Source organism: Chryseobacterium sp. MYb7 (assembly GCF_002979455.1).
Taxonomy (GTDB): domain Bacteria; phylum Bacteroidota; class Bacteroidia; order Flavobacteriales; family Weeksellaceae; genus Chryseobacterium.
Map to the genome: position 1 here is coordinate 180,478 of NZ_PCOU01000004.1, position 15,421 is coordinate 195,898.

At 36.3% G+C, this 15,421-nt stretch carries 13 protein-coding genes; all 13 read left to right on the forward strand.

The window, feature by feature from the left end:
- The first annotated feature begins 19 nt into the window (after nt 1–19).
- The 13 genes from nusG (at nt 20) to rpoB (ending at nt 15,395) form a co-directional block, all read left to right on the forward strand.
- Nucleotides 20–562, forward strand: coding sequence for a transcription termination/antitermination protein NusG (nusG, locus tag CQ046_RS05435; protein ID WP_002976412.1), 543 nt, complete (start codon nt 20–22; stop codon nt 560–562).
- 106 nt (nt 563–668) lie between these two features.
- Nucleotides 669–1,766 carry a hypothetical protein gene (locus CQ046_RS05440; RefSeq protein ID WP_123906575.1) on the forward strand — a complete coding sequence of 366 codons (1,098 nt, stop codon included), beginning with the start codon at nt 669–671 and terminating at the stop codon, nt 1,764–1,766.
- A 307-nt stretch (nt 1,767–2,073) separates the two neighbouring features.
- A complete protein-coding gene (locus CQ046_RS05445) occupies nt 2,074–2,694 on the forward strand; it encodes a hypothetical protein (RefSeq protein WP_105701278.1) in 621 nt (206 codons plus the stop codon).
- An 8-nt stretch (nt 2,695–2,702) separates the two neighbouring features.
- Nucleotides 2,703–3,350: a hypothetical protein gene (locus CQ046_RS05450; protein WP_105701279.1), complete on the forward strand. Its 648-nt coding sequence runs from the start codon at nt 2,703–2,705 to the stop codon at nt 3,348–3,350.
- A gap of 6 nt (nt 3,351–3,356) precedes the next feature.
- Nucleotides 3,357–4,025 (forward strand): hypothetical protein, encoded by a 669-nt coding sequence (locus CQ046_RS05455; protein ID WP_105701280.1) that lies wholly within the window; start codon nt 3,357–3,359, stop codon nt 4,023–4,025.
- Nucleotides 4,026–4,294: 269 nt separating this feature from the next.
- The gene (gene rplK / locus CQ046_RS05460; protein ID WP_105701281.1) at nt 4,295–4,738 is read left to right on the forward strand and encodes a 50S ribosomal protein L11; all 444 of its coding nucleotides are present in this window, start codon (nt 4,295–4,297) and stop codon (nt 4,736–4,738) included.
- A gap of 11 nt (nt 4,739–4,749) precedes the next feature.
- The gene (gene rplA, locus CQ046_RS05465; protein WP_002976422.1) at nt 4,750–5,442 is read left to right on the forward strand and encodes a 50S ribosomal protein L1; all 693 of its coding nucleotides are present in this window, start codon (nt 4,750–4,752) and stop codon (nt 5,440–5,442) included.
- Nucleotides 5,443–5,459: 17 nt separating this feature from the next.
- The gene (gene rplJ, locus CQ046_RS05470; RefSeq protein WP_105701282.1) at nt 5,460–6,044 is read left to right on the forward strand and encodes a 50S ribosomal protein L10; all 585 of its coding nucleotides are present in this window, start codon (nt 5,460–5,462) and stop codon (nt 6,042–6,044) included.
- 46 nt (nt 6,045–6,090) lie between these two features.
- Nucleotides 6,091–6,459 carry a 50S ribosomal protein L7/L12 gene (gene rplL / locus CQ046_RS05475; RefSeq protein ID WP_105701283.1) on the forward strand — a complete coding sequence of 123 codons (369 nt, stop codon included), beginning with the start codon at nt 6,091–6,093 and terminating at the stop codon, nt 6,457–6,459.
- 273 nt (nt 6,460–6,732) lie between these two features.
- Complete coding sequence (locus tag CQ046_RS05480; RefSeq protein WP_123906576.1) at nt 6,733–7,236, forward strand: hypothetical protein; 504 nt, start codon at nt 6,733–6,735, stop codon at nt 7,234–7,236.
- A 129-nt stretch (nt 7,237–7,365) separates the two neighbouring features.
- Nucleotides 7,366–8,499, forward strand: coding sequence for a hypothetical protein (locus CQ046_RS05485; protein WP_123906577.1), 1,134 nt, complete (start codon nt 7,366–7,368; stop codon nt 8,497–8,499).
- A gap of 38 nt (nt 8,500–8,537) precedes the next feature.
- Nucleotides 8,538–11,132 (forward strand): T9SS type A sorting domain-containing protein, encoded by a 2,595-nt coding sequence (locus tag CQ046_RS05490; RefSeq protein ID WP_105701286.1) that lies wholly within the window; start codon nt 8,538–8,540, stop codon nt 11,130–11,132.
- Nucleotides 11,133–11,573: 441 nt separating this feature from the next.
- Nucleotides 11,574–15,395 carry a DNA-directed RNA polymerase subunit beta gene (gene rpoB, locus CQ046_RS05495; RefSeq protein WP_105701287.1) on the forward strand — a complete coding sequence of 1,274 codons (3,822 nt, stop codon included), beginning with the start codon at nt 11,574–11,576 and terminating at the stop codon, nt 15,393–15,395.
- Nucleotides 15,396–15,421 lie beyond the last annotated feature (26 nt).

Below are 15,421 nucleotides of genomic sequence, written 5' to 3' on the forward strand. Positions count from 1 at the left end.
AATTAAGTATTTTCCCATAATGAGCGAATTGAAATGGTATGTGCTGAAAGCAATCAGCGGACAGGAAAATAAAGTGAAAAACTATATTGAGACAGAAATCAAACGTTTAGGGTTTGAGCAGTACGTTACTCAAGTGGTTATTCCTATGGAAAAGGTAATCCAAATTAGAAACGGTAAAAAAGTTCCTAAAGAAAGACCTTACTACCCTGGATACTTGATGATTGAAGCTGACCTAATGGGAGAGATTCCTCACGTTATCAAGAATATCCCTGGAGTTATTTCTTTCTTAAGTTTAACCAAAGGAGGTGATCCTGTTCCAATGAGAAAATCAGAGGTTAACAGAATGCTTGGAAGAATGGATGAGCTTTCAGAATTTGCAAGCGATGTTGAAATTCCTTATGTAGTAGGTGAAAACGTTAAAGTAATTGATGGACCTTTCAACGGATTCAATGGTACAGTTGAGAAAATTCTTGAAGACAAAAAGAAAATTGAAGTTTCTGTATTGATCTTTGGTAGAAAAACTCCAATGGAACTTAGCTACATGCAAGTAGAAAAAGTATAATAGTTACTTATAAAAATATAAAAGAGACTGCTGATAAGCAGTCTTTTTTCATTCACGAAATAAGGTAGAATTTATGACATTATTTTCAAAAAAAAATAGCATCTTTTTGTTATATTGTTCCTTTCTAATCGTAATCTTTCTTTATGTAATTTTTAAATTATACGGAAAGGCTACTTTATCTATTCATGAATGGACGTTATCAGACTGGTTGGTAAATTATGAAGATGGAGGTTTTAAACGCCGGGGGATTACCGGAAGTATGTATTTTGCCATACAGGATAAATTTAGAATATCTTTACCTATTCAGGTTTATATGACGCAGATCATTTTTTATACTCTTATTTTTTATGCTTATTTCAGGCTATTATTAAAGAAGAAAATGGATTGGAATATTCTGGTGTTACTATGTTCCCCGCTTTGCTTTATGTATTTTCCCGTTAATTTGTCTTACTCCGGAAAAAGAGAAATGATTCTTTTTGTACTTGCTGTATTTTTTGCTTTAGGTAAGATGACTGTTCTTAAAGAAAGGATTTTTTTAATCTTATTTTGCCTAAGTCTGTTTATTCATGAAATGTTCTATTTCTTTCTTCCTTTTTTTATTGCGATACATGTTCTTAAAACTGGAGAAAAGAAATATTCTCTTTGGATGCTTTTTTTCGGTTTATCCACTATCATAATGGGTGTTCTGTTTTTTTTCGGAACTGAAATCAATAGTGGTAAAAGCTTAGAAATTATTAAAAATAGAGGGGTCGTTTTTAGTGACAATAATATTTTTCTTTATAAATTTTCAGATGGGTTTGGGCTCATAAAACAAGAAGTTATTTCTTATCTTTTATTCATTCTGGAACTTGCTCTTGAAGTTTCTATGTTTTTATATTACGTCTTTATATTTTACAGAAGTAAGTTTAATACATTTGCTAAGTTTGTTGTTGTGAGTCTTATTTGGGTGGCACCTTTGTATGTCTTGGGAATAGATTGGTATCGTTGGGATCACATATATTCTATGCTTTTATTAATTATTGTCATTGCTATTCTGCCAGATAAGGAGAGCTTCGGGATTTCATTCAATCAAAATGCTTTCTTAAAAAGTTTCCTTTTTATTAATATTATATTTTTTATCTTTTTCTTTATTCATATTCAATATGATGGAAGAGGTCTCTCACTGCAGAAAGTAAAAGAATATTATTTTTCCAAGTTTTTTTAATGTTTCAATTTTAAAACTCTATTCAAATGGTAGATTTTTTGTTGATACCTCTATAAAGAGTTTTGCTTCAATTCAATTATCACGTTATTGGGATTAAACTTGTTTTTCTGCATCCAGTGCCTTTGAACCGTGATTAATTCACCTGCAGATGGCATGCTTATTGCAACACTCTGTAAACTAATCCAAATATTTTTATATTTTTTTCATACACTGTTTACAGGTGTATAGTAGTCTTATATTTTTTAATTAAAAAATATAAAATCTGAATTAGTATTCAAAACACAAGCTTTAAATAAACACAACCCCAATGACAAAAATTATTTCGATGATCATTTTGGTGGGTACATCTATGCTCACAAGTGCTCAGGTTGGTATAAACACTACCGCGCCTGAAAAAGAACTTACCGTGAACGGTACAATGAAGACATCAGGAATTGTTTTCAAACAACCCATGGAAAAACTGAAAGCGGATGAGAATTACACTTTCATTATCAAATCTCCTGCTCCGGAAAACAAAATTACAGCGTACAATGATTCTTTTGTACCCAATTCACCGGCACCCATTAATCTTATTCAGTTCAAAATTACCTGTGACCCTTCAGATAAGGATTGGGTCAATCAATTTGACACCTTGATCAATTCTAACAAGTTTTTGGTGGTGATCTCTTCTTTTGGATTTACGCAGCCTACAAGAACTTTTTCTGCAGACTGGCTTACTCCAATGCCTCAGATTTTTGCTTATTCATCAGGAGGAACATGGAAGCTTAAAGCCGATTACCAGGGATTCGCACCTGATAACTCTTTTCCTACTGGTGTCTGGACACTAAACTTATTGGTGTTTGATAGATCATATGCCAAAGATTTTAGTCCTACTCAGAACCTTAATGCTTCAACTACAGGCGCAGCAGCGGCTCCGTTAATTCAATAAAATACATTATGAAAAAAATTATTACAATACTCTTTACTGCTTTTGCTGCTTTAAGCATAAATGCACAAGTAGGAATTAATACTAAAACACCTAAAGGTACTCTTGATGTAGAAGGAGAGACATTGGTACAATCCTATTTAATAGATACCGAAAATACAAAAGCAAGCGGAAACTATCTTCTGCTTACCCGTTCTAAAGATACTTCACCGGTAGGTAAGGTTAAGCTGTTGGATATATCGCTCCGTAATGTAGCCCCTGTAAATATGTATAATGTTGTATTGACTAATGTGAGACAGGATGAAGTAGTGAATCTCAATACAGGATTAGAGGTTAATAAATATGTAGTGGCAATTACAGGTGCTGTTTTTACAGGAGCGGTGTCAGCGGCAAATATGACAACAACTCCTAAATCGTTTGGTTCGTATGCAACTGAGGTTACGCAGGTAACCAGTGGAGGAAAGAATTACCATGCCATTAACCTGGCTTTTAAAGGAGCCGGAACTGTTTCTTCACAAAACGGAACATGGACACTTACTTTGAATGTCTTTGAAAGATCATTAGTTAAAGACTGGGGAACTTTCAATGGTTCTGTTTCTGCGTCCGCTTCACCAGGCTATTCAGGAGTATCAACTAACACGCCTCTTGGGCTTCAATAAACAAATATGAAAAGGAAAATTTATATCACAATAATCATGTGCCTTGGGATATTTTTAAATGCCCAGATAGGAAAAGTAGGGATAAATACAACAAACCCTGCGGAAACACTAGACGTCAACGGAAAGACCTATACGAATTCTTTATATCTGAGAAATCCGGGAGAGCCTACTATGACAGGAGGTAGCTTCTTGGCGACTTCACAGAATGGACTGCAGCTATACGATCCGGCTTTAGAAAGCAGTGGATTATTTAATTACATTAAGCTTACCCTTACCGGTGTATCTGGTGCAGGAATTGCAGATTATGACACCAAAATTGATGCAAACAATTTTCTGGTTATACTTCACAACTATTCATTCAAACTGAATGACGGAACTACCAATGTAATGCTTGATTATGGTGACAATGGTGTGAATGATAATAAACAAGGGTCTCCGGAGGTTGTTGCCTTCAAAAATAACGGAACTTGGCATATTAAAGCAAGATTTACAGATAGTAGAATTATTGCAACAACTTCTAATCCACCACCAAGAAATTATAATAATTTTACTGTTGATCTTTATCTGATGGCATATAGAAGATTGATTGAAAAACAAAATATCAGTGATATCAATGCTAACCTTGGAGGAACAGATGGTTCTACTCAGACGATTAGTAAGCCTTCAGGATTTTAATAAGTTTCTACTTTAATAAATATATTAAACGACTATTTACTATAAATAGTCGTTTTTGTTTTCCTGGAGGAGGATTCGGAAAATGAGTTGAAGGTTCCTTAAATTTTTTTTCTTAAACTTTTTAAAAATCAGCAATTTCCGTTTGCTATTTCAAAAATATTTTATACTTTTGCAGTCCAAAAAGTAGGTTTATTGTTATGTGAGTGCATAACCTACTGAATAATAAATGCTTCCAAACTCATTAATTATTCAAATTTAAAAAACAAACAATGGCTAAGAAAGTCTTTAAAATGGTAAAGCTTCAGGTGAAAGGTGGCGCAGCTAACCCTTCTCCACCAGTAGGTCCAGCATTGGGTTCTGCAGGTGTGAACATCATGGAGTTTTGTAAGCAATTTAACGGAAGAACCCAAGATAAGCCAGGGCAAGTTTTACCTGTAGTAATTACAGTATATGAAGACAAATCTTTTGAATTCATTATTAAAACTCCACCTGCAGCAATTCAGTTAATGGATGCAGCTAAGATCAAGGGAGGTTCTGGTGAACCAAACAGAAACAAAGTAGGTTCTGTAACTTGGGAACAAGTAAAGAAAATCGCTGAAGATAAAATGGCGGATCTTAACTGTTTCACAATGGACTCTGCTCTTTCTATGGTTGCAGGTACTGCTAGATCTATGGGATTAAGAGTAACAGGAACTAAACCAACTAACGCTTAAAACTTAAAGAAATGGCAAAACTAACTAAAAAGCAAAAGGAAGCTTTAAGCAAAGTAGAAAAAGGAAGAATCTATAACCTTGAAGAAGGTTCAGCTCTTGTAAAAGAAGTGAACACTACAAAGTTTGATGCTTCAGTAGATATCGCTGTAAGATTAGGTGTAGACCCTAGAAAAGCAAACCAAATGGTAAGAGGTGTTGTATCTCTTCCTCACGGTACTGGTAAAGATGTTAAAGTATTAGCTCTTGTAACTCCAGATAAAGAAGCAGAAGCTAAAGCTGCTGGTGCTGATTATGTAGGTCTTGACGAATATTTACAAAAAATCAAAGAAGGTTGGACAGACGTTGACGTTATCGTTACTATGCCAGCTGTAATGGGTAAATTAGGTCCATTAGGTAGAGTATTAGGTCCAAGAGGTTTAATGCCAAACCCTAAATCAGGAACTGTAACAATGGAAATTGGTAAAGCAGTAACTGAAGTTAAAGCAGGTAAAATTGATTTCAAAGTAGATAAGTATGGTATTATCCATGCTGGTATTGGTAAAGTATCTTTCGATGCTGCTAAGATCAAAGAAAATGCTCAGGAGCTTATCCAGACATTGATCAAAATGAAACCAACTGCTGCTAAAGGAACTTATGTGAAGAGCATCTATTTGTCTTCTACAATGAGCCCAGGTATTGCAATTGATACTAAATCTGTTAACTAATATTTAATCCTAAGACAATGACAAAAGACCAAAAAGTTGTAGCAATACAAGAGATCAAAGACTTGCTTCAGGATGCAAAAGTAGTATACGTAGCAGATCTAGATGGTTTGAACGCTGCTAAATCTTCAGATTTCAGAAGACAGGCTTTCAAACAAAATATCAAAGTGAAAGTGGTGAAAAATACACTTTTGCAAAAAGCAATGGAGCAAATCGAAGGAGTAGACTACTCTGAGATGTTTGAAACCTTCAAAGGAAACTCTGCTTTAATGATTGCTGAGACAGCTAACGCTCCTGCAAAATTAATCAAAGACTTTAGAAAGAAAGAAGAGAAGCCGGCTTTGAAGTCTGCTTTTGTACAAGAAACTTTCTATGTTGGTGACAACAACCTTGATACTTTAGTAAATATCAAGTCTAGAGAAGAAATGATCGGTGAAATCATCGGATTACTTCAGTCTCCAATTCAAAGAGTTGTTTCTGCTCTTCAAAACAAATCTGAAACTGTAGAAGCTCAAGCTGAAGAAGCTGCTCCTGCGGTAGAAGAAACTCCTGCTGCTGAAGCTCCAGCTGCAGAAAGCACTGACGAAACGCCAGCTGCTGAATAATTACACTCAAAAAATTAAATAAATAATCAACAAAAACATTACAACAATGTCAGATTTAAAAAATTTAGCTGAAACGCTAGTAAACCTAACTGTAAAAGACGTAAACGAATTAGCTGCTATCCTTAAGGATGAGTACGGAATTGAGCCAGCTGCTGCTGCTGTAGTTGTTGCTGCAGGTGGAGCAGGTGAAGCTGCTGAAGAAAAGACTGAATTCGATGTAATTCTTAAGTCTGCAGGTGCTTCTAAATTAGCTATCGTTAAATTAGTAAAAGATTTAACTGGTGCTGGTCTTAAAGAAGCTAAAGATATCGTAGACGGAGCTCCTGCTGCAATTAAGCAAGGTGTTTCTAAAGACGAAGCTGAAGCTCTTAAGAAGCAATTAGAAGAAGCTGGTGCTGAAGTAGAATTGAAATAATTTCAATTTTATTATAAATATAGAAGCCCGGGCATTTGCCCGGGCTTTTTTTTGTATGTAAGTCTTTGTAAATGTGTGTATTATTTAGTAATTGTATTTCAATATTATTGATTTACAGTTTGTATAATTTTATTATCATTGATTATTTGACAAAAATTAACATAATATTTTATTAGTTTTCCCATGTTTTATTATTTTGTGTAAATTTTTATTAACAAAGTGTTGTTTTGGTTAAAAAAATATTATATTTGTATCGAAAAAAACACAACATAATTGGATAGAAATTACTTTCTTTCCTACGGCCACAAGATTACACTTATATTACTTTTGGCAGCTGTAGGGAAACTAAACGCTAAGTTTATATCTGTAACGATGACGAAACCTGAGTTGTCCTATTGTACAGATATTAATAATCATCTGCAAAGATGCTTAGCTGATGTTTCTACTCATTTGTATGCTAAAGCTGGGAACAATGACTTGGTTGCTGTAAATAAAGAACCTGCTGGTCAAAATGAGACCCATTTATTCTTTTATAACGACTCTCAGTATAAAAACCCGTTCTTTCACCAAAATGACACTCAGATATCCTTCCCTGGAAATATAAAATATGTTGCGATAAGGAATGAAAAGAACTATTTATTTCTGAGCTGTAAAGAAAATACTTTCCTGGTATTTGAAGAGGTTAGAAATTTCTATACCAATTCCATTAAACTGGTTGATGGTTTTAAGTTTATAATCAAAATTCCTGATAAACTCAGCCATTCATTTATTTCATAATCATATCTCAAAACTTTAACGATTTCTTACAGTACAATCTGTTATTTCATTTATTATTTAAATGAGAATGCCTGAGAATTGCCCTTTAAAAAAAACACATATACATAAAAACAGCAAACATCAACAGAAATGAAAAACAAATTATTAACCATCGCTCTTTTATCATTTAGTTTGACCACATCCGCTCAGGTAGGGATTAATACATCACAGGCGCAAGCAACACTTGATGTCGTAGGATCACCTTCTAATACAAGTAAACTTGACGGTGTGATTGCTCCAAGACTTACGGGAGTACAATTGAAAGCCAAAAACTATACAGCAGCTCAAACCGGAGCAATAGTATATGTTACAGCGGCTGAAACTGCACCTACAGGACAAACTGTGGATGTTGTCTCACCAGGATACTATTATTTTGATGGTACCAAATGGGGAAACTTAAGCGGAAGTTGGCGAACTGTAGGAAATGGAGGAACAACAGCAACAGCAGCAACGCTGGGAACAGATATAGGAACGGGAAATTATCTGGGGACTAATGATGGCCAGAATTTAGTTCTGGCTACTCAGAAAAACGTAAAAGGAGTGTTAGACATTAATGGAACTTTACAGGGAGGAAATGCTAATTCTGCTACGGGTTCTTTCGCTTCATTTACTTGGGGTTCCAATAATACCCTTACCAACAGTACCTCCTCAAACGTTGCTTTGGGAAAAGACAATACGGTTTCTGCGCAGGGGAACTTTCCGGCTGTAGCTATTGGATTAAATAATACGGCTAATAATGGTGCTAAAGTAATAGGAAATAACAACAGCGCTACGGGTGCTAATAATCTGGTTTTCGGGAATGTTAATACGGTAACAGGACTTACTGGGCTTACTGTTGGGAATAACCACAATAACAGTGGTGGGATAGCCATCGGAAGCGGAAATACAACCTCATTGAACAATATTGCCGTAGGTTCTGCCAATACAGCTACAGGAACAGAGGCTTTTGCAATAGGATTTTCCGGGCAGGCAGCTGCGGGACAAATGGTTTATGCTAACAAAGAACATGTTTTCTTTAATAAAAATAACGGAACAGATACCATATTAGGAATTAATATGGCTCCTACCGCAGCTACATCTACAGGTGCAGCGATCCAGATGAAAGGAATTGCTTCAGGGGCTAATGCAGCATGTACAGCTGCTGAAGAAGGGGCAATCCGATATAATACAACCACTAAAGTACATGAAGGCTGTAATGGAAGCAACTGGAAAGCCCTTTACTAATTCAATAAAAATAAACACAAACCTTAAAAAAATAAAAAATGACCAAAAAATTATTCGAAAAGTTAGCTGCGATGCTCATGACATTGATAATGTCTGCAGTATTATTTGCGCAGCAGGGCTATGAACCTATCCGTGGGATGGGGGTAGAGGCGAAACCTGTTAACAATTCAGGGATTTGTCTTGCATGTTACAACGGAAGCATGAATCCTGTAGTGGATGCAAGCCTTGATAACAGCGTAAGTATGGGCAATTTCGCTTCTCTTTTAAGTGGAAACGGAATATCTGTAAAGAATAAAAATACAACCTATCCTGCGGGATATATCACCGGATTCAATGTAGATCTTGGAACAAGCTTTATTACAGTTGATCTTTTGAGTTCTTTAAGAATCAGTACTTATAAAAATGGGGTGCTTCAGGAAACAACTACCAGCAGTACACTTTTATCAGTACCTGCATTCGGGGGAAGCAAAAACAGAATATTCCTGCATTTTAAAACTTCAAAAGAATTTGATGAAGTAAGATTGTATCAGACCAATGTTCTTTCTGTATTCAGTGCAATGAATGTCTATTATGCATTCGCATTTGATCCTGTAAAAGTACCTACAGATAACAATGGTATTTGTGATGACATCATTGCGGGAAGTGGTGTAGATGGAAACGTATCCGGAAGCAGCAGTTTCCTGGCTCCGCTTTCTTATGTTCAGAATAAAGAAAAAATTGGTGACGGAAATAAAAACTCTTATGGATCAATAGTGCTGCCAATAGGATTATTAGGATCTTATTCAGTAGGAGTTCTTGACAAAAATCAAACTTATCCTGCAGGAAATAGAACAGGTTTTGTTATAGAGCCGGATGATCAGGGGAAACTGTTAAGTGCAGAATTCTTAAAAAATATTACCATAGAAACTTATCTTTTCGGTCAGCTTCAGGATTCAAAACAATTGTCTGACGGAGGAGGTTTGATTAATATTAAAGTATTAGGATATGGTTCAGGAAAACAAAAAGTGACTTTAACCACTACTAAGCCTTTCAATGAAGTAAGATTAAAAATTACCCAAACAGTAGGGTTTAACCTGGGAGCATTGAAAGTATATTATGCTTTCGAAGAACCTATTACTTGTGAATGTGATGATAAAATCCAGACAAGCGGTTCTGCAGTACCTGGAAATTTAGTTACAGGGACTACATGGACATCCGGTCCTGGGTTTCTTGGTCTTATTTTAGCTAAAATGACCAGTCCGGAAGCTATTGTGGATAACAATCCATCCAACTATGCAACGGCTACCGTTCCGGCAGCATCTATCTTAAGTCTTTTCTCAGCATTTGCAACAGTAGGTACTAATGCGGTGCTTCCTGCCAACACAATGGCTGGGTTTACTGTAGAAAAAGCAGGAAACCTTCTTGGAGTAAGTGTTCTGGAAAATATCACCGTAACATTATATAATGGGAATGTTCTTACAGATACTTTCACAAGTTCAGGAAGCCTTATCAGTGGAAATTTCTTCACTACAAATTCAAATAAATTCTACGTTGGAGGAAAGGCTACAAAACCTTTTAACCGTATTAAAATCACTTTCAACAGCGGAACTGCGATTCGTTTTCCTCAAAATTATTATATCTATAATGCTTTTGCAAGCAGAGATGATGATAATGACGGTGTTCCCAATTGCTTTGATCAGTGCCAGGGAGGAGATGACAGTATAGATAATAACGGAAACGGAATTCCTGACTGTGCTGAAGGATGTACAGCCGTAAATGACAAATCTCCTACACTGGATACAGATGGTGATGGTATTGTAGATGCTTGTGATTCAGATTCTGATAATGACGGTATTCCTGATTCAATAGAAGATTTTGATAAAAACGGTAAGTTCCAGGATGATGATAACGAAGGTGATATCCTGATAACGCCGGTACTGGGAGATTCTGTTCCTAATTATCTTGATCTTGATTCTGATAATGACGGTATCTTAGATTTATTTGAATCTGGAATTCCAACCTCAGTAATCAATCAGATTGATGCAGATCATAATGGAATTATCGATGCAAATGTTCCGGTAGGTAAAAACGGAATTGCAGACATTTTGGAAACTTCACCAGATTCAGGTGTATTAAAATATCCAATCAAAAATACAGACGGTGATGATAAACCAGACTTCCTGGATATTACTTCCAATGGTACAGATCTTGACCTTTATAAAATCGGAAAAGGAAACCTTGATACTTTAGGAGGTGGATTTATCTCTACCATTAATGATAAAGATAAAGACGGTATTCAGGCTGTAGTAGATACAGATCTTGTGAAAAGAGGATCTCCGGATTCACCGCTTTCACCTTATGCTTCATTGTTGAAAAATGCATCGAATGCTGCGAAAATTGCTGCAACAGACATTACAGAAGCAGCGAATGATGTAAAAGTATATCCAAACCCAGTAAAGGCTGGAGAAAATCTTAGAATTACATCAGCAGAAGAGGGAGTGTATACATTGTTCTCAGCACAGGGACAGGTAGTTAAAACAGATAAGTTCAATGCTCATACAGGTATTGATACGTCTTCACTTCCAACAGGGGTGTATATTATTAAGATAGAAACCAAATCGACGATAAAATCTTATAAGGTTATTGTGAAATAATCATAAGATTAGCTTGTGTTGTGGAGGGGCTGCTCATATTTGGGCAGTCTCTCCTATTTTTAAGAGTCTCAAAATGAGATGATTTATTTGTTTTTGTGGATAATTTTTTGTATATTTGCCCCTCTTTTGGCGCGAAAAATTGTTTGTAAATTTATAAAATACTGAAAATCAACTCTTTCATTGTGTGAAAATGAAGGGGATTTCCTGTATATAGATATTGCGGTAATATAGCCTCAAAAGTAATAAAAATATTTTGCATTACGCTGTGAAAAGATATACCAGCGTTGCAGTTAGAAAGAATCAAGTACAAAGTTTAAAAGAGCCTAAGGTCCTTTGTGAGCGCCAAAAACACTTTTACCTTTTACTTTTATTTTGTTTATTGTTCTTTTCTGATATTTTTTAATGAATCAAAATATTTTTTAACCCTTTCTTAAAAGTTTTATGAGTAAAACAAAATCAACAACTCAAGGAAATCCGAGAATTAATTTCTCATCAGCGAAAGGAAAAATCATCACTCCAGACTTTTTGGATATCCAAATTGAGTCTTTCAGAGAATTTTTCCAGCTTGATACACTTCCTGAAGCCAGAAAGACAGAAGCTCTTTACAAGACTTTCCAAGAGAATTTCCCAATTACGGATTCAAGAAACCAATTCGTATTAGAATTCTTAGACTATCTGGTTGATTCTCCACGTTATTCAATCGATGAGTGTGTGGAAAGAGGACTTACTTATTCAGTTCCTCTAAAAGCTAGACTTAAATTGTATTGTACTGACCCGGAACACGAAGATTTCCAAACTGTGGTTCAGGACGTATACTTAGGTCCGGTTCCTTATATGACGCCAAGTGGTTCTTTCATCATCAACGGTGCTGAGAGAGTTATCGTTACGCAGCTTCACCGTTCACCTGGTGTATTCTTCGGACAGACTTACCACGCGAATGGGACCAAACTTTACTATTCAAGAATTATCCCTTTCAAAGGATCTTGGATGGAATTTACAACAGATATCAACAGCGTAATGTACGCGTATATCGACCGTAAGAAAAAATTACCATTAACAACTTTATTAAGAGCTATCGGTTATGAATCTGATAAGGATATCCTTCAGATCTTCGACCTTGCTGAGGAAGTGAAAGTTTCTAAAGCTGCCCTTAAAAAAGTAGAAGGGAGAACATTGGCTGCGAGAGTATTGAACACTTGGTTCGAAGATTTCGTAGACGAAGATACAGGTGAAGTAGTTTCTATCGAAAGAAACGAAATCATCTTAGATAGAGAAACTATTCTTGAAAAAGAACATTTAGATCTTATCTTGGATGCTGGTGTGAAATCAATCCTGATTCACAAAGAAAACAGCAATGAATTCTCTATCATCCAGAATACATTACAAAAAGACCCTACTAACTCTGAAAAAGAAGCGGTAGAGTATATTTATCGTCAGTTAAGAAATGCAGATCCACCAGATGAGGAAACTGCAAGAGGAATTATTGAAAAATTATTCTTCTCTGAGCAGAGATACTCTTTAGGTGAAGTAGGACGTTACAGACTAAACAAAAAGTTAAGCCTAAACATCCCAACTACCACTGAAGTTCTTACAAAAGAAGATATCATTGCGATTGTAAGACACTTAATTGAGTTAGTAAACTCAAAAACTGATGTAGATGATATTGACCACTTATCAAACAGAAGAATTAAAACTGTTGGTGAGCAATTAGCAGGACAGTTCGGAGTAGGTCTTTCAAGAATTGCAAGAACAATCAAGGAAAGAATGAACGTTAGAGATAACGAAATCTTTACTCCACTTGACCTTGTAAATGCGAAGACATTAACTTCTGTAATCAACTCATTCTTTGGTACCAACCAGCTATCTCAGTTCATGGACCAAACCAACCCTCTATCAGAGATCACTCACAAGAGAAGATTATCTGCACTAGGGCCTGGTGGTTTATCAAGAGAAAGAGCAGGTTTCGAGGTTCGTGACGTTCACCATACTCACTACGGAAGAATTTGTCCGATTGAAACTCCGGAAGGACCAAACATCGGTTTGATTTCATCTCTAGGGATCTATGCAAAAATCAACAGACTAGGTTTCATCGAAACTCCATATAGAAAAGTTGAAGATGGTAAGATTGAGCTTAACGCAGATCCTATCTACTTAAATGCAGAAGATGAAGAAGACAAAGTAATTGCTCAGGCAAACGTTGAATTAAGTGATAACGGTGATTTCTTAACAGACAGAATTATTGCAAGATTGGATGGTGACTACCCAGTAGTTGAGCCTTCACAGGTAAATCTTATCGACGTTGCACCTAACCAGATTTCCGGTATTTCCGCTTCATTGATTCCTTTCTTGGAGCATGATGATGCGAACCGTGCATTGATGGGATCCAACATGATGCGTCAGGCCGTTCCTCTATTGAAGCCACAGGCTCCAATCGTTGGTACAGGGCTTGAGCAGCAAGTTGCAAGAGATTCAAGAATCTTAATTAACGCTGAAGGTACAGGTACTGTAGAGTATGTAGATGCTGACAGAATCGTTATTAAATATGAAAGAAGTGAAGACGAAGATTTAGTACAATTCGAGTCTGCTACTAAAACATACAAACTTACTAAGTTCAGAAAAACCAACCAGAGTACAACAATCACACTAAGACCAAACGTAAGAGTAGGTGATGTAGTGGAGAAAGGACAAGTACTTTGCGACGGTTATGCTACTGAAAAAGGAGAATTAGCTCTTGGTAGAAACTTAGTAGTAGCGTTCATGCCTTGGAAAGGGTACAACTTTGAGGATGCAATCGTAATCAACGAAAAAGTTGTACGTGAAGACTGGTTTACTTCAATCCACGTAGATGAGTATTCTCTTGAAGTTCGTGATACCAAATTAGGTATGGAAGAACTTACAGCAGATATTCCAAACGTATCTGAAGAAGCTACTAAAGATCTTGACGAGAACGGTATGATCAGAATCGGTGCTGAAGTGAAGCCTGGAGATATCATGATTGGTAAAATTACTCCAAAAGGTGAATCTGACCCGACTCCTGAAGAAAAACTTCTTAGAGCAATCTTTGGTGATAAAGCTGGTGATGTGAAGGATGCTTCACTAAAAGCTGACTCTTCATTAAGAGGAGTTGTGATCAACAAGAAATTGTTCTCTAGAAACATTAAAGACAAAAAGAAAAGAACTGAAGAGAAACTTAGACTTGAAGAGATTGAAAACACTTATAAGGCTAAGTTTGATGAGTTGAGAAATACTTTAATTGAAAAATTAAATACACTGGTAAGCGGTAAAACTTCTCAAGGGGTACAAAATGACCTTGACGAAGAAATCATCGGTAAAGGTGTGAAATTCACTCACAAATTATTGACTTCAGTTGAAGATTATGTAAACGTTAGTGGTGCAGACTGGACAGTAGATGCTGACAAGAATGAATTGATCAAACAATTGATTCACAATTACAAAATCAAATATAATGATATTCAAGGGGTTAAAAATCGTGAGAAATTTGCAATTTCAATCGGAGATGAACTTCCGGCAGGTATCATGAAGTTGGCTAAAGTTTACATCGCTAAGAAACGTAAACTGAATGTAGGGGATAAAATGGCAGGACGTCACGGTAACAAAGGTATCGTTTCAAGAATCGTTCGTGAAGAAGATATGCCATTCCTTGAAGACGGAACACCAGTAGATATCGTATTGAATCCACTAGGGGTACCTTCTCGTATGAACATCGGACAGATCTACGAAACCGTTCTTGGATGGGCTGGTAGAAAACTAGGACTGAAGTTCGCTACACCAATCTTCGATGGAGCAAGTCTTGATCAGATTACGGAGTACACTGAGAAAGCAGGTCTTCCTAAATTCGGTCACACTCACCTTTATGATGGTGGTACCGGAGAAAGATTTACACAGGCTGCGACTGTAGGTATCATTTACATGTTGAAACTAGGACACATGGTAGATGATAAGATGCACGCACGTTCTATTGGTCCTTACTCATTGATTACTCAGCAGCCGTTAGGAGGTAAAGCTCAGTTCGGAGGTCAGAGATTCGGAGAGATGGAGGTTTGGGCACTAGAAGCATTCGGTGCATCTAACATCCTTAGAGAGATCCTTACTGTGAAGTCGGATGACGTGATTGGTAGAGCAAAAACTTATGAAGCCATTGCAAAAGGTGAATCGATGCCTGAACCAGGTATTCCAGAATCATTCAATGTATTACTTCACGAGTTACAAGGTCTTGGATTAGACGTAAGATTGGAGGAGTAAATTAAAGATTTAATTACTAAAAATTA